This is a genomic window from Aeromonas sp. 2HA2 (genome assembly GCF_029237345.1).
Taxonomy (GTDB): domain Bacteria; phylum Pseudomonadota; class Gammaproteobacteria; order Enterobacterales; family Aeromonadaceae; genus Aeromonas; species Aeromonas salmonicida.
Map to the genome: position 1 here is coordinate 238884 of NZ_JAACGB010000002.1, position 18145 is coordinate 257028.

The window sequence follows — 18145 nt, forward strand, 5'->3', positions numbered from 1 at the left end:
AGGCGTGTAATGGGATCAGGATACCGGCGTGGCCATTGGGCGAGCCGGGTGAGCAATGCATGAGATGACGGGACAAGGAGCAACAAATGGTGACCAAGCGGGCGTTATGGCTGCTGCCGGTGCTGGCGGCACTGATCTGGTGGGCTGGATATGCAGGGGATACCAACGGCATCTGGCCCTGGCGCCATGAGATGCTGTTGCTGACCGGCCTGCTGGGGCTGGGCTACATGGCGCTGACCCTGTTGCTGGCGCTGCGTTTGCCGAGGCTGGAAGTCTGGTGTGGCGGGCTGGATCGCATGTTGCGGCTCCATCGTCACAGCGCCATGGCCGCGACCCTGGCCCTGACCAGTCACTGGCTGCTGGTGGAAGCACCCAAGTGGGCTGTGACGGCCGGCTGGTTGACCCGGCCTGCCCGCCGGGGGGCTGGTGGCGGGGCGGGAGCAGGGGCTGGCAATGGCCTCTCCCTGCATGCCCTTGGCAATACACTGGGGGAGTGGAGCTTCTATCTGCTGATAGCCCTGGTGGTGGTGAGCCTGTTGTCGCTGGTGAGCTATGGCCGCTTTCGGGTGATCCACCGTCTGGCGCCGCTCATCTATCTGGCGGGGTGGGTACACGGTCTCTGCCTGTTGCCCCAGGTTGGCCTGCTGACACCCGTGGGGCTCGGGATCTCGCTGCTGGGCGGCGCAGGGGCTGTGGCTGCGGTTTACTCCCTGCTGGGCTTGACCGGTCAGCGGGATCGCCATCAGGGCCGCATAGTGGCGCTGCGCACCCTGGCGGACAGTACCCGTGAATTCACCTTGCAGCTGGAGACGCCGCTGTCGCACTACAGGCCAGGCCAGTTTGCCTTCTTCGAGTTTGATGCCAAGGAGGGGCCGCACCCCTTTACCCTGGTGCGGGTGTCGCCCGACAAGCGTCAGCTGGTGATTGCGGTGCGGGCGCTGGGGGATCATACCCGCCAGCTGGTCGAGGCGGCCCGGGTCGATGGCCCAGTGACAGTGACGGGACCTTATGGCGCCTTTGTCTGTCCCCCCCGGCAGGGGCAGTCGCTCTGGCTCGGCGCCGGGATCGGCATTACCCCTTTCGTCGCCTGGCTGGAGGGGCTGGTGGCCCGTGGTGAACGGGGGGAGGGGATCACATTGATCCAGTGTGCGCCGGACTTGGCCGGCGCCGTCTATCACCAGCGATTGGCCGAGTTGTGTCAGCGTACCGGGGTTCGTTATCGGCTGCATCTGGACAAGGAGGCGGGGCGGCTGGATCTGGCCGGTCTTGCACAGGGCAAGCCCGGTGACGTCTGGTTCTGCGGGCCGGAAGGAATGGCAGACGCCCTGACTCGGCTGTTGCCGGGCGGGCGCCTGCATCGCGAGCTATTTCGCTTTCGTTGACAGCTGGGCGAGGGCAGCCTCGACGGCTGCCTCCAGCTGGGGATCTCGTCCGCTGATAATGTCGGCTGGTGTGAGCGCGACCTGCAGATCCGGGATCAGCTCCTGATTTTCGTAGAAGCTGCCATCCGGGTTGCGCAGCCCCAGGGTCGGGATGCCGTAGGCGAGTCCGGGGATCAGTCTGGAGTCATGGGCATAGACCATGGTGCCCGTGCCCGGGACTGGCTCACCTATGATGGGGCCGACCTTGAGGGTGCGGTAGTACTGGGGGAAGGCCGAGCCTTCCGAGTAGCTGCCTGCATTGGCCAGCACCACCGAGGGCTTGGTCCACTGGCGGGTGGCGGCGTCTGTCTCCCCTTTGCCGTGGCGTGGCCAGCTGCGCGCCATGCCCTTGTCACTGCCGCTGCCGGTCAGGAACTCCACCAGGGTATTGGCCAGATAGCCCCCCTTGTTGAAGCGCACGTCCACGATCAGCGCCTCGCGGTTACGCTGACGGCCGAGGGCATCGGCGACCATCTCCTCATACACGGCGCTGTTCATCTCCGGCAGATAGACATATCCCACCCGACCCTGACTCAACTGCGCCACCCGGGCGCGGCGCTTGGCGACCCAGCCATCCAGTTGCAACTTGTACTCCTGCTGCAAATCCATGGCGGTGACGTCGAGCTGCACCGGCGCCTTGCTCCCCTTGGGCAGCAGTGTGAGGGCCAGCCGCTGATCGGCCTGGTGGTTGAGCTGGGCATCCAGCGCGTTCAGGTCAGGAATCTCGGTGCCATTGATGGCCAGCAGACGGGCTCCCGGTGTCAGGTCTGTCTCCTGTTCCAGCGGGCCGCCGGCCAGCAGGGCGACCAGTTCAACCCCCGTCTTGCCATCTTGCCAGTAGCCGCCGAGGCTGGCGGTGTTGTCGGGCATTCGCGGGGATGACGCCGGACCCACTCCCCAGGTGTGGGAAACGTTCAGTTCACCGGCCAGCTCCGCCAGCAGATGACCGAAGTCCCTGCCATTGTTGATACCGGCCAGTTGGCGGCGATAGGCGGCCACATAGCCATCCCAATCCACGCCGTTCATGTCGGCACGATAAAACTCGTCGCGGGTGAGCCGGGTTATCTGGTCATAGGCGGCGGTCATGAGCGCCAGCGAGCTTCCGGTCTGCAGCAGGTCGAAAGGGTGTGACCTTGCCTCGCCTGAACCTGTGTCAATCAGGGTCACTTCTCCTTCCCGCACCAGGGTGGCCAGGCTGGCATCCTGATTGAGGCTGGCCTGCGCCGGGCCGGGCTGGCCGTCAAACAGCACTCGGGTCTCGCCCTTGCGCAGATCCTGGGCGTAGCCCTTGATCTCGCTCTCGCCGTTGGTGTCACTCTCTTCCACCAGCGAGATAAGGTGATCATCGACGATGCGGCTGGCGAGGATGAGGCCTGGGGGCTGCAGTTGCAGCGCCTCTCTGTGTGCCAACCGGTCGGATTCGAAGCCGTAACCCGCTTTGGGGGGCGTCTGCTCGGCGATGAAGTCGCTCTTGGCGGCGCGGCTGCTGTAGAGGCCGAGCAGGCTGCCGCCAAGCGGCTCCCCATCGGCACCCAGAACTCCGTATTTGGTGGATTGCCAGTAGAGGATGCCGCCATCCTGGCTCCAGGCAGGACTCATATCCCGATAGCCGTTGAGGCTGACATTGATCGGCTCGGCTTTGGGGTCCGCTATGTCGATGACGGCGATCTCCTGCTGGGCCGAGTCAGGCTGTATGGTCAGCGCCAGATGACGGGAATCGGGGGCGAAGGCGAGCTCCACTGTATGGCGGGAGGGGTTGAACTCGGCGGCGACCAGCGGTCGCTGTTTGCCGCTGGCGAGATCCAGCAGGTGGACGGCCTGACCATCCACCACGAAGGCGAGCTGCTTGCCATCGGGGGAGAGGGTCGGCTTGCTGATGGCGGCATCCGGCATGGCCAGCAGCTTCTGTTCCGTGAGGGTGCCGGGATCGCTGAACAAGCCATCCGGCTGCGCTTTGTTCAGGCGATAGAGGGCGGCCGGACCATCCTGCTCCGAGAGATAAATGAGCCCCTTCTCTTTGTCCACATACAGGGGGGATGACTGCTCGCTGGGATGACGGGTGAGCTGGCGCACTCGCTCGCGGCGGGTATCGATGGCATACAAGTCCCCCTGGCTCACCAGTATCACCTCGTCACCATCCTGGCGGGCGAGGGCCTCGTCGATGGGGCCTGGCATCCAGCTCCTCTCGGCGGGCGCGTTGGCAAAGAGCGGCTGTATAGCCAGCTTGCGCGGTGTCTTGCTGCCCGCATCGAGACGGTACAGTTCCCCTTGCCAGGACCAGACCAGATCCCCTTGGCGGGAGGCGGAGAGGCCGCGCACAGGGTGACCCTGATAGTGGGTGAGTTGACGATCCTGACCGCTGGCCAGGTCCCGCCGCCAGACGTTGAAATCGCCGCTGCGCTCGCTCAGGTAATAGAGTGCCTCACCCTTGTCATCCCAGACGGGATCACTGGCGGCGACCCTGTCTTCTGTCAGCTGGTGATGGGCTTTGCCATCGAACAGCCAGAGGCGGGAGACGGCAAACGAGTGCTGATGTTTGCGAAACGGCTGATCCATGCCCGGCATCTGATAGGCCAGCTGCTTGCCGTGGGTGCGAGCCAGGGTAGCGGGCAGAGGTTGTGCCGGCGTCAGGGCGCCGCCACCGACCGGGGTCCAGTAGAGGGCGCTGGCTTGGAATCCTTCCGCCACGAAGTGATCCGATTCGGGCGTGGTCAGTCGCTGGCTGCTCAGCAGCAACTGCTTGCCATCGGCGCTGAATGCCTGGGGCAGATCGGGGCGGGAGTCACGGGTCAGTCTCACCATATCGCCCCCTGCGCTCGGTACCACGAACACATCTTCGTTGCCATATAAGTTGGCGGCGAAGGCGATCTGTTTGCCATCCGGTGACCAGAGCGGGCGCTGGCTCAGGTAGTCGCTGTCGGTGAGCGGCATGGCGAGTCCGCCATCCCCTGCGCTCAGGTAGACTCGGCCCTGCCAGGTGAACGCAAGTTGTTTGCCATCGGGGGAGAGCGCAGGCTCGCGCAGCCAGAGCGGTTCGGCCGCCTGCAAGGGGGAGCAGATCAGCAGGATCAGCAGAGAGAGTCGGCATCGCATGATGGAAGTTTCCAAGTAGGTGAAAAAGCGCCTTATCTTCCCCCCAATCGCCCGGGGGGCACTATCCCGATATAGGGGGGATATCCCCTTGTTTTGGCTGTTAATTGTAACAATTTATAAAAGATGGCACGGGATATGTTTCTCTGGATATATTGAGTATTGATGGCGATCCAATATGATGGCGCTCGCCCGCCCCACGGGGTGGTGCCATTCAGATGATTTGGTAACAAGAAAAGCCCTAACCAGAGGCTTGTCGAGGGATGGAATGAGAGCCGTATTACTGTGTTTGCTGGGGCTGTGGCCCGCATTGAGTTTTGCCACCTTGTCTGCCGACATGATAGTGGTGAAGAAGTCTTCCTACAGCCTGACCCTGATGAAGGATGGCAAGGAGGTCAAACGCTACTGGATTGCCCTGGGGCCGGCCCCAAAGGGACACAAGCAGCGTGAAGGGGATCAGCGTACGCCGGAAGGGCGTTACATCCTCGACTACAAGAAGACCAACTCCAACTATTACAAGGCCATCCACATCAACTACCCGAACCTGGACGACATCAAGACGGCCAACGAGCTGGGTGTGCGACCGGGTGGCATGATCATGATCCATGGTCAGCGCAACAGCATAGGCAACACCCGCTTGCAGCCGTCCAACTGGACCAATGGCTGCATCGCCATGCTCAACCATGATCTGGACGAAGTGTGGAACGCCATCGAGCCCGGCACCCCCATCATCATCCAGCCCTGATTGCCTCTCTGCGCGCCCCCTTCATGGGGGCGCACTGCATTTCTGAACCCTTGCAGTATCCGTTTTAGTCCTTGGTCTGCGACCTTGTGTCGTGCTAGTTTTTCCCGCTCGCCGTGGATGCAACAAGGATGACCCCATGCCGTCAGCAACGAGTGCCCTTCCCGCCGGTGCCGAGAGCGCCCGCGCGCTCTGGTGGCGCGCCACCCTCGATATTTTGCCGCTCTCCATTTCCGTCATCCCCTGGGGGATATTGTGCGGCGCCCTGGCATTGCAGGTGGGGCTGAGCCCGCTACAGGCCCAATGCATGTCCCTGCTGGTCTATGCCGGTGCTGCCCAGCTTTCGGCTACCACCTTGTTCGGGGCAGGGACGCCCCTGCTGCCCATCATGGGATCCACCTTCGTCATCACCTCCCAGCATCTGCTCTATGGCTTTACCTTCCGTCGCGATGTATTGCCGCTCTCCCTGCGCTGGCGTGCCAGTCTGGCGTTCTTTCTGACTGACGAGATGTTTGCGGTGGCGCTCAAGGACAGGGAGCGCAGCGGCCGCTTCCATCCCGGTTATGCCCTGATCGCGGGCTTCGTGTTCTACCTGTTCTGGAATCTGGCGACCCTGCTCGGTATCGCCGCCGGTCAGTACATAGACGGCCTGGACAAGATGGGGCTGGACTTCGCCATTGCGGCCACCTTTATCGCCATGACCATACCCGCCCTCAAGAACCTGCCCATGGTGGCGGCGACCCTGGTCAGCGGCGGCACAGCGCTGCTCACCAAGCCGCTGCTGGCGGAGGTCTACATCATCATATCGGCGCTGGCCGGCATGGTGGTGGGCTATGTGCTGCACCGGATGAGGAGATGACAATGAGCTGGCTGATGATAGGCCTGCTGGCCCTGATCACTTTCTTCAATCGCTTCGCCTTCTTCTCGCGGCTGACCCGTTATCAACCCGGCGCCGAGATGGGGGCCTTCCTCAGCTTCTCGGCCCAGTCGGTGCTGACCGCCATCTGGTTGCCCATCGTCTTCAGCTATGAGCCGGGCAAGGGGCTGGACTGGGATCCGGACTACCTAGCCGCTACCCTGCTGGTGACGGCATTGACCCTGCTGCGGCTGCCGACCCTGCTGGTGGTCGTGGTGGGCATGGGGGGCTTCTTCCTGCTGCGCTGGCAGGGGGGCATGGCCGCGTTCTTGCCCTGGCTGGGGTAGGTCCGTGATCTGGCATGGTGGATGTCCTTTATGGATATCCGCCATGTTGTGAATGTCACTTCAAAAAACACCTTTCAAGTGTGAGGATTTAGGGACTATCCGCCAAGGAGCTCCCCATGTCTTTCACCGAAACCTGTCAGCGCATAGTGCGCGATCCCCTGCTCTCGCCCGCTCAGAAGAACCATGCCCTGGCGCTGGCCGCCGAAAATGCGCTGCCTTACCCAGAGTTGACACCGGCGGTCGCCGAGGCGCTGGCGCAGGGTTTTCTCTGTGACATGTTCGAGGGACATGCTCCCTACAAGCCGCGCTACGTGCTGCCGGATTATGCAAAGTTCCTGAGTCAGGGATCCGCATGGCTGGAGCTGGCGCCCCCCAAGGATTTTGACGAGGCGCTCGATGCCCTGCGCATCCTCTACCACCATGTGCCCTCCGTCACCGGCATGCCGGTCTGGCTGGGGCGCCTCGATCATCTGCTGCTGCCCTTTGTGGGTGAGCTGGATGACGAAACCCTCCATCGCAAGCTGAAAGGGTTCTGGATCTATCTGGATCGGGTCCTGCCGGACGCCTTCATGCACGTCAATATAGGCCCCGATGACAACCGTCTCTGCCGCCTGATCCTGCGCATCGACGGCGAGCTCAAGCAGGTGGCGCCGAACCTGACCCTGTTCCACGATCCGGCGCAGACCCCGGACAACCTGCTGATGCTGGCGGTGCAGAACATAGCCAGCTGCAGCAAGCCGCACATCGCCAACTATCCGCTCCATAGCAACACCTTCGACCAGCGTGGCTTTGGCATCGTCAGCTGCTACAACGCTCTGCCCCAGGCCGGTGGCGCCAATACCCTGGTGCGACTCTCCCTCAAGCGGGTGGCCGAGCAGGCCCACGGCATAGACGACTTCATGGGCTGTCTGCTACCCCACTACTGCCGTCTCGCCTCTCAGTTGATCGGCGCGCGCGCCGCCTTCCTCCATCAGGAGTCCGGCTTCTTCGACAGCTTTTTGGTGCAGGAGGGCTTGATCGACGAAGACCGCTTCGTGCCCATGTTCGGCATCTATGGCATGGCGGAGGCGGTCAATTTGCTGATGGACAAGGAGAATCTGCCCGAGCGCTACGGACATGACGAGGAGGCCAACCAGCTTGGCTATCGCATCTCGGCCCAGCTCTCCCGCCATGTGACCGGGACGCCACAGGTACACGCCTGGGGTGGTCGCGCCCTGCTCCACTCTCAGGGCGGGCTCAGCGTGGATCGCGGTGTGACTCCCGGGGTGCGCATCCCTTACGGTCAGGAGCCGGATCCCGCCAGCCATGTGCTGGCCCTGGCGCCGCACCACGGTTTCTATCACTCCGGGATCAGCGAGATCCTGACCCTGGATCCCACCATACGCCAGAACCCGCAGGCGCTGCTGCAGCTCTGCAAGGGGGCCCTCGCCATCGGCATGCGCGAGTTCACCGCCAACGTGGCGGACAGCGATCTGGTGCGGGTGACCGGCTACATGATCCGCAAGAGCGACGTGGCCCGTTTCGCGACCGAAGGGTCGCGGCTGCAGACCACCTGTCTCGGTGCCGAGGCGAGTGAACTGACGGCCATTCGTCAGCGAGCGCCGAGAGTGGTTGGCCGTGAGGCGACCCTGTGTGACTACTGAATGTGGCAAGGAAAGGAGGGAGCCAACGGAGCGCACCGCAACGGTCAGCCGCTGGCTGCCCTTCTCCTGCGTGGACGGGCCGGGCAACCGGCTGGTGCTCTTCCTGCAGGGGTGCAACTTTCGCTGCCCCGGCTGCCATAACCCTCACACCATGGGGTTTTGCGATCACTGCGGTGACTGCGTGGCAACTTGCCCGAGCGGTGCCCTGACGCTCATCGAGGGCCGTCCTGGCGAGAGAAGAGTGCGTTGGCAGGCGGCGCTCTGCACCGATTGCGATCGCTGCATCGACGGCTGCCCGCGCCATGCCAGCCCCAAGACCAGCCAGATGTCGGTTGCCGAGGTGCTGGCCCTGCTGCGCCGCTACGGCCCTCTGCTCACCGGCATTACCGTTTCTGGCGGCGAGGCCACGACTCAGCTGCCGTTCGTGATCGCCCTGTTCACGGCCATCAGGCAGGCACAGGATCTCTCGCACCTGACTTGTCTGCTCGACAGCAACGGATCCCTTGGCGAAATGGGCTGGCAGCGGCTGCTGCCGGTACTGGACGGCGCCATGATAGATCTCAAGGGGTGGCGCGACTCGGTGCACCACTCACTCACAGGTGTTGGCCGCGAGCGGGTGCTGGCCTCGCTGCGCCTGCTGGCGAGGCATGGCAAGCTGGCCGAGCTGCGGCTGCTCCACGTGCCGGGACGCAGCGATTTTCTGGATGCCGACGGCAAGCTGGGGGCAGCGCTTGTCCTCTTCTTGCAGAGTCTGGGGCCAGTGCCCATCCGCCTCAACGGCTTTCGTCAGCATGGTGTGCGCGGGGTGGCGACGAGCTGGCCGGAGGCGGGCAGAGATGAGCTGACCCGCCTCGCCAGGGCGGTGAGCGACAGGGGACTTGGACCCGTTTCCCTGCCGGCCATTATCTGACCCTGTGTTTGCAGGCTAATTAACTGATCGCAAAGCAATTTGATGGGATGCTTTTGCCAGCGCCCTGCCTGATGTTGAGTCTGGAGGCGGCTTTTTTGCAGTCTGAGTCTGAAGATGACGTAACTGTGATTGCTGTCTATTTGAGCTCTGAGAGGGGGCGGCTAGAATGGGGTATTCGCCCACAATCAACAGACGAACATGAGTGAATCCAACGCCTTATACCGAGTGCAGTTCATTTGCCACAGCGAGCGTTATGAAGTCTATGTCAGGGAAGTGAGTCAGGGTCAGCTGTTCGGCTTTATCGAGATCGCTCACTTCGTGTGGGATAACCACACGGCATTGATCGTCGATCCCAGCCACGAGAAATTGAAGAGTGAATTTGCCGACGTCGACCGCACCATGATCCCCATGCACCATGTATTGCGGGTCGATCAGGTGCGCAAACAAGGGGCCGCCCGCATCACTGAGCTGGGCAACAACATCGCGCCCTTCCCCAATCCCATCTACACCAGGAAGCCCTGAGGCTTTCTCCTCTCTGCGAGCCTTGCCATGGGAGTTCCCCTGGTGGGGCCATCTCCTCTTCGGGTCTGTAATGGCGCCCGCAGGATCTGCAATGCGTGTAGCCCGGGGGCGTTAACCCAGCTCCCTGGCCAGTGTCAGGATCCGCTGTCTGAACCAGCACAGCGCCGGCTCTTCGCCCGCCGGCCCATACCACACCAGGCTGTGGGTGACTGCGCCATAGTCGAACGGGACTGGACGGATCGCTAACCCCAAAGCCGCGCTCTGTAACGCCCAACCCTCGATGGCGGTCAGGATGAGATCGCTCTGGCGCAGCAGGGCTGATGCGCTGCCAAAATCCGGCAGAGTGGCACCAATCTGGCGGCGTACCTGCAGCTGGGCCAGGCTCTGCTCGAAGAAGGGGTTGGCCAGTTCCTGATCGCGAATGGCGATATGGCGCCAGCTCAGGTAGGCATCCAGATCCCAGGGCTTGTCCAGCGCCGGATGGTCCGCCCGCAGCAGACAGACCAGCCTGTCTTCCCGCAGGGTTTCCCATACCAGACCCGGCTGGCGGGGCAGGGGCTGGCTCTGGTCGTGGGGCAGGATAACAAAGTCGAGTTTGCCCGCTGCCAGTGCCGTCAGACCTTGCTCATCCTTGTTCCAGACGTTGGGCACCAGGCCCGGTACTTCCTGCATCAGCTGGCCCAGAATGGGCCCCATCGGCCAGACCATGCTGCTTTCCCGCAGCGCAAACCTCAGTTGTCCCTGCCAGGTTTTGGGGTCAAAACCGCCCTGGCTGGTGAGATTGTTCAGCTCGCTCAGCAGTCGGTGCAGGGTAGGGCCGAGTCGTTCGGCCATGGGGGTGAGCAGCAGCTGGTTGCCCTGGCGGTAGAGCAGCTGATCGCCGAGCAGATCCCGTAACTGGTTGAGGGTCTTGCTGACGGTGGAAGGGGTGGTGCAGAGCCGCTCGGCCGTGCGGGTGACGCTCTGGCTGTCGAGCAGCAGATGCAGGGTGACCAGATGACGGCCTCCCAGCCTGGACAGTGCAATCAGATCCATGACAGCTCCACAACATAGGGACAAACAAAAAGCCCCGCTTGAGCGGGGCTTGCACGGGTTAGCCCTTGAGCACGGCGGCCATGGCGTCGGCCACATAGTCGACGTTGCGGCTGTTGAGGCCCGCCACGCACATGCGACCGGAGCGCACCAGATAGACGGCGAACTCTTCGCGCAGGCGGTCAACCTGCTCCGGCGTGAAGCCGGTGTAGCTGAACATGCCACGCTGGCTGATAAAGTAGCCAAAATCACGGCCAGGCACCTTGGCGCTCAGCACCTCGAACAGCTTCTGGCGCATGGCCTTGATGCGGATGCGCATCTCGCTCACCTCATCGACCCAGAGGGCGTGCAGGCTGGCATCGTTCATCACGGCCGCTGTGATCTGGCCGCCGTGGGTGGGGGGGCTGGAGTAGTTGCGACGCACTGTCGCCTTCATCTGGCCCAGCACCCGACCCGCCTCTTCGGCATCTTTGCAGATGACCGAAAGGCCGCCGCAGCGTTCGCCGTAGAAGGAGAGGTTCTTGGAAAACGAGTTGCTGACGAAGAAGCTGACGCCGGCGGCCACCATGGCACGGATGGCGTAGGCATCCTCTTCCAGACCATCACCGAAGCCTTGATAGGCGATGTCCATAAAGGGAATTAGCCCCTTATCCACCACGAGCGCGATCACCTTGTCCCACTGGGCAGAGGAGAGATCCACGCCGGTCGGGTTGTGACAGCAGGGATGCAGCAGCACTATGCTCCTGGCCGGCAGGGCGCTCAGGCAGTCGATCATGGCATCAAACTGGACGCCGCCGGTGGCAGCGTCGTAGTAGGGGTAGTCGTGCACCTGGATGCCGGCCCCCTCGAACATGGCCTTGTGGTTGTCCCAGGTCGGATTGCTGACCCACACCTCGGAGGTCGGGAAGTAGCGCTTGAGCAGGTCGGCCCCGATCTTGAGCGCGCCGGAGCCACCTATGGTCTGGATGGTGGCGATGCGGCCGGCCTTGACCGCTTCATGGTCAGCGCCAAACAGCAGGTGCTGCACCGCAGTGCGGTAGTTGGCGGCCCCTTCCATCGGTTGATAGGGGCGCGGAGCTGGTGCAGCGGCGCGCCGGGCTTCAGCCTGTTGCACGGACGCCAGCAGCGGGATGCGGCCCTGCTCGTCGTAATAGAGGCCGATCCCCAGATTCACCTTTTGCTCACGGGTGTCTTTGTGGAAGGTCTCGACCAGGGTCAGTATGGGGTCGCCAGCGTAGGCATCGACGTGTTCAAACATGGGGGGTCCTTGCGAAGTGGAATCCAGGGTAAGGGGATCAATGATCGGCGGTCATGATGGCGTAAAGCGGGCGAGGGCTCAAGTCTGAAACGGACCTGCCGTGCACGGCCCTGGTCCCCTTTGCTGTAAAGGGCTCGGGTCCGGACTTGCTCCCATGGCTGGCGCCAGTGGCGAGCAGGCCGGGGAGCCTTTACTTCAGGTAGGATCTCAGCACCCGCACCACCTGATCCAGATCCTCCAGCCGCTCGGCCGGGGTGGCCTCTTCGGCGCCGAGATGCTCGCGCATATGACCCTCCAGCACCTCCAGCATCAGGCCGTTGACGGCACCGCGGATGGCGGCGATCTGCTGCAAAATGGCGGCGCAGTCACCCTCCTGCTCCAGTGCGGTTTCCAGTGCACCTGTCTGGCCCTTGATGCGGCGCACCCGCGCCAGCAGCTTCTTCTTGCCGTGAATGGTGTGTGACATGGAGGATCCTCTCGATCAATAAAACTATACTGGGGTATAGTATATTGCATCATCGCCCTCAGGAGAAATCCATGTCATCCCTCGTCTCATCCCACTGCCATCAACCCGTTGTGCACCAGGGTAATCCGCTGGCGGAACAGAAAACCCGCTGGGCCGTGCTGCTCACCGTCATCATGATGGTGGCGGAGATCAGCGGTGGCTGGTTCTACAACTCAATGGCGCTGCTGGCGGACGGCTGGCACATGAGCTCCCACGCGCTGGCGCTCGGCCTCTCCGTGCTGGCCTATCGTGCCGCACGTCATTTTGCCCGCGACCACAGATTCAGCTTCGGTACCTGGAAGATAGAGGTACTGGGGGGCTTCACCAGCGCCTTGCTGCTGGTGGGGGTGGCCGGGTTGATGCTGTTCGAGTCGGTGTTCCGGCTGCTGGATCCCAGTCCGATCCACTATCAACAGGCGATCGCCATCGCGCTGGTGGGCCTCTTGGTGAACCTCGCCTGTGCCTGGCTGCTCAAGGATGATCAGGGTCATCATCACGGTCACAGCCATGGTCATCATGATCACGATCACTCTCATCATGACCATGCTGATCATCACGGTCATCAGGATCTGAACCTGCGTGCCGCCTACATCCATGTGCTGGCGGATGCGGCCACCTCTGTGCTGGCCATCCTGGCGCTGGTGGGTGGCATGCTGTGGGGAGCCGACTGGCTGGATCCCCTGATGGGTATAGCGGGGGCCGTGCTGGTGGCGGTGTGGGCCTGGGGGCTGCTGCGCGACTCGGGCCGGGTACTGCTGGATGCCGAGATGGATACCCCGCTGGTGGCGGAGATCCGCGAGGTGATAGCCGACTTGCCGGACGCCGAGATCCGCGATCTGCACGTCTGGCGGGTGGGGCAGGAGCAGTATGCCTGCGTACTCTCTCTATTGATGGCGACGCCCATCCCGGCTGGCCAGATCCGTGAGCGGCTCGCCATCCACGAGGAGCTGGTCCACATCACCATAGAGATCGCCCAGCCATAAGCAGACACGTCGAGTGGATGCTCAAAGAAGGGGCCAAGGCCCCTTCTTTGGTGCGCGTCAGTGATGCTGGCTGTGGTCATCGTCCGGCTTGTGCTGCCAGATGGCCCCCAGCAGCAGCTTGAGCAGCAGCCCGGGCGGGTTGTTCAGCAAGTGTCCGGACTCCAGCAACAGGTGACCATCCGCCCGAAAACCCAGGCTGGCATGCACTGTGCCATCTTCGCCGCGCACCTGGATGAGGCCGCTCAAGGTGCCGCGTTCTCCCGGCAGGCAGCGCAGCCGCAGCTCACGGGGTTCTCCCAGCAGGGTGAAGGCCCGACTCAGGGGCGGCGTGTCTTCAAAGTCGGGCCAATTGAAGAAGTGATACTGCTCTGCGAGCCCGCCCGCCTGCTGGCAAAACTGGTCAAACAGCTGCGCAATCCCCTGATACTCCAGATCCAGCCGTTTGGCCTGCTCTTCAATCCTTTTCATCTGCTGCTCCTGCTCACGCTATCTGGCTGATTGAAAACTGGTTTTTTTCAAGGTGCCAGCGGGTTCGACCAGATATGGCGCCAAATGGTGGCCGGGTCTGTGAGCCGGATCCAACTTTCGTTATGAAAACGTTATCTTGTTGAAAATGGTTGGTTTTTTTGCCCTTCTGCTCACATTTGAAACGATTGCCGCTGATTAATATGGCATCGCTCGGCAATGACCGGGTACTCGGATATCGAGACTAACTACAGCGGGAATTATAAAAAAATGGATATGAAAAAGACCAAAGTGGCGCTGGTAACAGCCTCACTGCTCGCGCTTTTGTCCGGCTGCAATGACAACAGCTCTTCACCCTCCACCCCTGAACCGACGGATGGGCCTGTCGCCCGTCTGCCCGATGTGCAGCCCCCTGCCGAGCAACTGGTTGCCGGCCCCGATCAGGCGGTGATCGCCCTGGTGGATACCCAGACCAGCGCCGCGCGCGGGATAGAAGGGCCCTTTGCCAACCACAGCCTGCACCTGTGGAACAACGACGCCTGTAACGCCACCGCCGAGAGCGGTCTGAATGCGGGTTGGGATGACAAGGCCAATACCCCGACGGCGGTCGACAGTTTCGGCCCCAGCTGGGTGGTTCCCCTGGCCAAGCTGGAAGGCTGTATCAACTTTATTGTTCGCAACGGCGATCTCGCCAACCTGACCGGCGCCGACATGAAGGTGGTCTTCAGCGATCACCCTGATCGCACCGTGGCCATAGTTGCGGGCAAGAGCGAAGTCTTCGACAGTCGTGCCGATGCCTTTACCGCTGCCTTTGGCGTGGCCGGGGCCAGCGCCCATCTGATCGACGGCAACACCCTGATCTGGCAAGGGGGCAAGGACAAGCCCCATGTGCGCCTCTATTACACAGAGTCGGGCACCATCAAGGCCAATGCCGAGGGTGTGTTCGACTTCCCTTATCTCAGCCTGACCGCGACCAGCCTGACCGCCGAACAGCAGGCCAAGTACCCGCACCTCAAGGATGCAGCGGCCTTCGCCCTGCCATCCGGCAAAGATCTCAAGCCCCTGCTCAAGGGCGAGCTGGTGGCCATAGGTACGGATGCCGACGGCATTTTGCAGGGGGCGACCTTGGTGCAGAGCGCCGGCGCCCTCGATGCCCTCTACGCAGAGGAAGCCACCAAGCTGGCCTATGGCGCCATCGTTGAGGGGGGCAATGTCACCTTCCGGCTGTGGGCGCCAACCGCCAAGTCGGTCAAGCTGGCGTTGTTCGACGAGCAGCACAAGGCCCTCGGCGAGCGCACCATGACACAAGACGACGCCAGCGGCAGCTGGAGCGTGCAAGGGGGTCAGGAGCTGGTCGGAAAATTCTACCGCTATGATATCGAGGTCTATCACCCGCTCAGTCGCAAGCTGGAATCCTATCAGGTAACAGACCCCTACTCCCTGAGCCTGGCGATGAACTCCGAGTTCAGCCAGGTGGTGGATCTCGATGATCCGGCCCTCAAGCCGGAAGGGTGGGACAACCTGAAGGCGCCCCACAGCCAGCAGAACCCTGCCGACATCACCATCTATGAGGCCCATGTCCGGGATCTGACCGGCAACGATGAGTCCACCAAGCCGGAACACAGAGGCAAGTTCCTCGGCCTGACCGACAGCGACAGCGTACCGGTCAAGCATCTGCAATCCCTTGCCCAAAGCGGCGTCAGCCATCTGCACCTGTTGCCTGTGTTCGACATCGCCACCGTCAACGAGGATCCGGCCAAGGTAGCCAACCTCCAGGATGACTTCAGCAAGCTGTGTCAGGTCAATGCTGAGGTGAAGGATTCCAAGTTTGGTGGTTACTGCGGCGGTGGCCAGACCATAGAAGCCGTGCTGGCCGATCTGCAAGGGGCCGACAGCAAGGAGAGCCCGCAAGTGCAGGAGCTCTCCGGCTATCTGCGTGGCGTTGACTCTTTCAACTGGGGCTATGACCCTTATCACTACACGGCGCCGGAAGGCTCCTACGCCACCGATGCCGAGGGTAGCCAGCGGATCCTGGAGTTCCGCGAGATGGTCAAGGCCATCAAGCAGAACATCGGCATGAACGTGGTGATGGATGTGGTCTACAACCACACCAACGAAGCCGGCCTCGGTCCCAAGTCGGTGCTCGACAAGATAGTGCCCTGGTACTACCAGCGCCTCAATCCGGAGACCGGCTCGGTCGAGAACTCCACCTGCTGCTCCAACACGGCGCCGGAACACGCCATGTTCGCCAAGCTGATGGATGACTCTCTGGTGACCTGGGCCCGCGACTACAAGATCGACGCCTTCCGCTTCGATCTGATGGGTCACCACCCGAAAGATCAGATGGTGCAGGCGCTGGCCGCCGTGAAGCAGGTCAACCCCGAGATGTACTTCTACGGCGAGGGCTGGAACTTCGGCGAAGTGCAGGATGACAAGCGCTTCGTGCAGGCGACCCAGAAGCACCTGGCCGGCACCGGCATCGGCTCCTTCTCCGACCGCTTGCGTGATGCGGTGCGCGGCGGCAGCCCGTTTGACGGCGGCGATACTATTCGCAAGACCCAGGGCTTTGGCAACGGTGCCCTGGTGGATGCCAACGAGATGGACGGCGTCGAGCTGGCAACCGCGCTGCACCAATCCGACCTGGTTCGCCTCGGCATGGCCGGCAACCTCAAGGAGTTCGTGCTGACCGACAAGGACGGCATGCCGAAGAAGGGCTCCGACATCGACTACAACGGTCAAGCTGCGGGTTATGCCCAGGATCCGACCGAGATCCAGAACTATGTCGACAAGCACGACAACCAGACCCTGTTCGACAACCTGATCTACAAGGCGCCGGAAGGAGCCGATCTGGTGCGGATGCAGGGTGTATCGCTGGCCACCGCCATGCTGGGGCAGGGCATTCCCTTTACCCACGCAGGTGTCGAGCTGCTGCGCTCCAAGTCCATGGAGCGGGACAGCTATGACTCGGGTGACTGGTACAACAGGGTCGACTACACCCTTGCCGACAACAACTTCGACAAGGGGTTGCCGCGCAAGGACAAGGATGGGGACAACTACCCGTTGATCGAGCAGGTACTTGGCAAGCACGTCAAGCCGAGCGGGGCCGACATGGCGACCATGGTGGGCTTCTATCAGGAGCTGGCCGAGCTGCGTCAATCCTCCCGTCTGCTGCGCCTTGGCAGCGGCGCCGAGGTGATCAAGCGGGTTGATTTCCGCAATACCGGGCCTGACCAGGTGCCGGGGCTTATCGTCATGACGGTGGATGATGGCGTCAATGCCGGTGCGGATCTGGATCCCGCCATCGAGGGCCTGGTGGTGATGATCAACGCCACCAACCAGCCCCAGAGCATCGGCGACTTCCGTGATGGCAAGGATCAGCCCATCGATCTGAGCACGTTGCAGCTGAGCCCGGCCCACCATGCCGGTAGCAGCATCGCCGATGGCGCCCTTGCCAGTGGTGGTCAGCTGACCTTGGGAGCCTGGTCTGCCGCCGTGTTCGTCAAACCGCAGGCCGGAGCCCAGGGCGTGGGTCTGCCGGTGAGCAAGAAGATAGACCTGAGCACGGTTCCGCCCTTTGGTGACACCGATGTCTTTGTGCGTGGTTTCCTGAACGAGTGGGATCCGGTCAACAAAATGATCTTTGGTGGCAACTTTACCTACGAGTTCACCACCGACGTGACGACCGATCAGCTTGGTACCACCCAGGTGAAGATTGCCGGTAGTGACTGGGACGGCCCGATCAACTACGGCAAGTGCAGTGACACCGACCAGCTGGCGACAGGTCAGGTCAGCGTGCTCTGCGCCAATGGCGGGGATCTGCCGTTCAACGCTGACAAGGCGGGCAGCTACAAGTTTGTGTTCACGGCAATGAACAAGGACAAACCGACCCTGAGCGTCAGCTTCACCGAGCCGGTGCAGAGCTGCAAGGTGCTGGATACGGTGGCGGGCAATCCGCTCGGCTACAACCTGTTCGTCAAGGGTGAGCTGTCCGGTTGGGCTGCCCAGCCCCAGTATCAGCTGAGCTACAAGGGGATGGACGGCGACCTCGCCATCTATCAGGCCGCGTTCAACTACATGGGCACCAGCGAGTTCAAGGTCGCCAATGAAGACTGGAGCAAGGAGTACCTGCTCAACGGCGGTGGCGCTGTCACTGCCGAGACGGGCTACTCTCTCGGCTTCTCCCAGGCTGGCAGTGCCAACAACAGCATCACATTACCGCAAGGATTGTGGAGCGTGTTGGTGAAGGTTGACCCGGCTGGTACCAAGGCCGGTACCGCCGTCATTCAGGAGTGCAGTGCCAAGTAAGCACACCTATAGAGTCCGGGGCTGGCTCGGCAGCCCCGGGTTGAATTCCACCTTGCCAAGGGGGGG

General features: G+C 62.3%; 14 protein-coding genes. 9 read left to right on the forward strand and 5 right to left on the reverse strand.

Translation table 11 applies throughout. The features are described from left to right. Window positions 1-86: 86 nt before the first annotated feature. The gene (locus GWQ29_RS04505; RefSeq protein ID WP_275918848.1) at window positions 87-1382 is read left to right on the forward strand and encodes a ferric reductase-like transmembrane domain-containing protein; all 1296 of its coding nucleotides are present in this window, start codon (window positions 87-89) and stop codon (window positions 1380-1382) included. On the opposite strand, the gene GWQ29_RS04510 is transcribed toward GWQ29_RS04505, so the two are convergent. Continuing rightward, entirely contained in the window at window positions 1365-4514 is a 3150-nt protein-coding gene (locus GWQ29_RS04510; RefSeq protein WP_275918849.1) for a S41 family peptidase, read from the reverse strand. The two genes, GWQ29_RS04505 and GWQ29_RS04510, sit on opposite strands and share 18 nt — an antisense overlap. Before the next feature lie 265 nt (window positions 4515-4779). Here GWQ29_RS04510 and GWQ29_RS04515 point away from each other — a divergent pair, with 265 nt between their 5' ends. From GWQ29_RS04515 to GWQ29_RS04540, 6 genes are all read left to right on the forward strand, one after another. Next, the gene (locus tag GWQ29_RS04515) at window positions 4780-5256 is read left to right on the forward strand and encodes a L,D-transpeptidase family protein (RefSeq protein WP_192873302.1); all 477 of its coding nucleotides are present in this window, start codon (window positions 4780-4782) and stop codon (window positions 5254-5256) included. A gap of 136 nt (window positions 5257-5392) precedes the next feature. Further along, the gene (locus GWQ29_RS04520; protein ID WP_125597588.1) at window positions 5393-6112 is read left to right on the forward strand and encodes an AzlC family ABC transporter permease; all 720 of its coding nucleotides are present in this window, start codon (window positions 5393-5395) and stop codon (window positions 6110-6112) included. A gap of 2 nt (window positions 6113-6114) precedes the next feature. Further along, a complete protein-coding gene (locus GWQ29_RS04525; protein WP_087756528.1) occupies window positions 6115-6456 on the forward strand; it encodes an AzlD domain-containing protein in 342 nt (113 codons plus the stop codon). Window positions 6457-6572: 116 nt separating this feature from the next. After that, on the forward strand, window positions 6573-8099 hold the full coding sequence (locus GWQ29_RS04530; RefSeq protein ID WP_275918850.1) for a YjjI family glycine radical enzyme: 1527 nt from the start codon (window positions 6573-6575) through the stop codon (window positions 8097-8099). Then, the gene (locus GWQ29_RS04535) at window positions 8089-9009 is read left to right on the forward strand and encodes a YjjW family glycine radical enzyme activase (protein ID WP_275909304.1); all 921 of its coding nucleotides are present in this window, start codon (window positions 8089-8091) and stop codon (window positions 9007-9009) included. The genes GWQ29_RS04530 and GWQ29_RS04535 overlap by 11 nt, the downstream gene beginning before the upstream one ends. A 198-nt stretch (window positions 9010-9207) precedes the next feature. Then, window positions 9208-9531, forward strand: a complete 324-nt coding sequence (locus GWQ29_RS04540) for a DUF1820 family protein (RefSeq protein WP_005313662.1) — start codon at window positions 9208-9210, stop codon at window positions 9529-9531. Window positions 9532-9642: 111 nt separating this feature from the next. Here GWQ29_RS04540 and GWQ29_RS04545 read toward each other — a convergent pair whose 3' ends face one another. From GWQ29_RS04545 to GWQ29_RS04555, 3 genes are all read right to left on the reverse strand, one after another. After that, window positions 9643-10566: a LysR family transcriptional regulator gene (locus GWQ29_RS04545; RefSeq protein WP_265421078.1), complete on the reverse strand. Its 924-nt coding sequence runs from the start codon at window positions 10564-10566 to the stop codon at window positions 9643-9645. A 58-nt stretch (window positions 10567-10624) separates the two neighbouring features. Further along, window positions 10625-11821 carry an amino acid aminotransferase gene (locus GWQ29_RS04550; protein ID WP_155602265.1) on the reverse strand — a complete coding sequence of 399 codons (1197 nt, stop codon included), beginning with the start codon at window positions 11819-11821 and terminating at the stop codon, window positions 10625-10627. A 190-nt stretch (window positions 11822-12011) separates the two neighbouring features. Beyond that, complete coding sequence (locus GWQ29_RS04555) at window positions 12012-12287, reverse strand: metal/formaldehyde-sensitive transcriptional repressor (RefSeq protein WP_021138847.1); 276 nt, start codon at window positions 12285-12287, stop codon at window positions 12012-12014. Window positions 12288-12358: 71 nt separating this feature from the next. On the opposite strand from GWQ29_RS04555, the gene dmeF reads away from it, so the two are divergent. Next, window positions 12359-13309: a CDF family Co(II)/Ni(II) efflux transporter DmeF gene (gene dmeF, locus GWQ29_RS04560; protein ID WP_275909303.1), complete on the forward strand. Its 951-nt coding sequence runs from the start codon at window positions 12359-12361 to the stop codon at window positions 13307-13309. A 57-nt stretch (window positions 13310-13366) separates the two neighbouring features. Here the strand turns inward: dmeF and GWQ29_RS04565 are convergent, their stop codons facing one another. Beyond that, window positions 13367-13777 carry a hypothetical protein gene (locus tag GWQ29_RS04565; RefSeq protein WP_275918851.1) on the reverse strand — a complete coding sequence of 137 codons (411 nt, stop codon included), beginning with the start codon at window positions 13775-13777 and terminating at the stop codon, window positions 13367-13369. A gap of 267 nt (window positions 13778-14044) precedes the next feature. Between GWQ29_RS04565 and pulA the strand changes: the two genes are divergently transcribed. After that, window positions 14045-18079: a pullulanase-type alpha-1,6-glucosidase gene (pulA, locus tag GWQ29_RS04570; protein ID WP_275918852.1), complete on the forward strand. Its 4035-nt coding sequence runs from the start codon at window positions 14045-14047 to the stop codon at window positions 18077-18079. Window positions 18080-18145 lie beyond the last annotated feature (66 nt).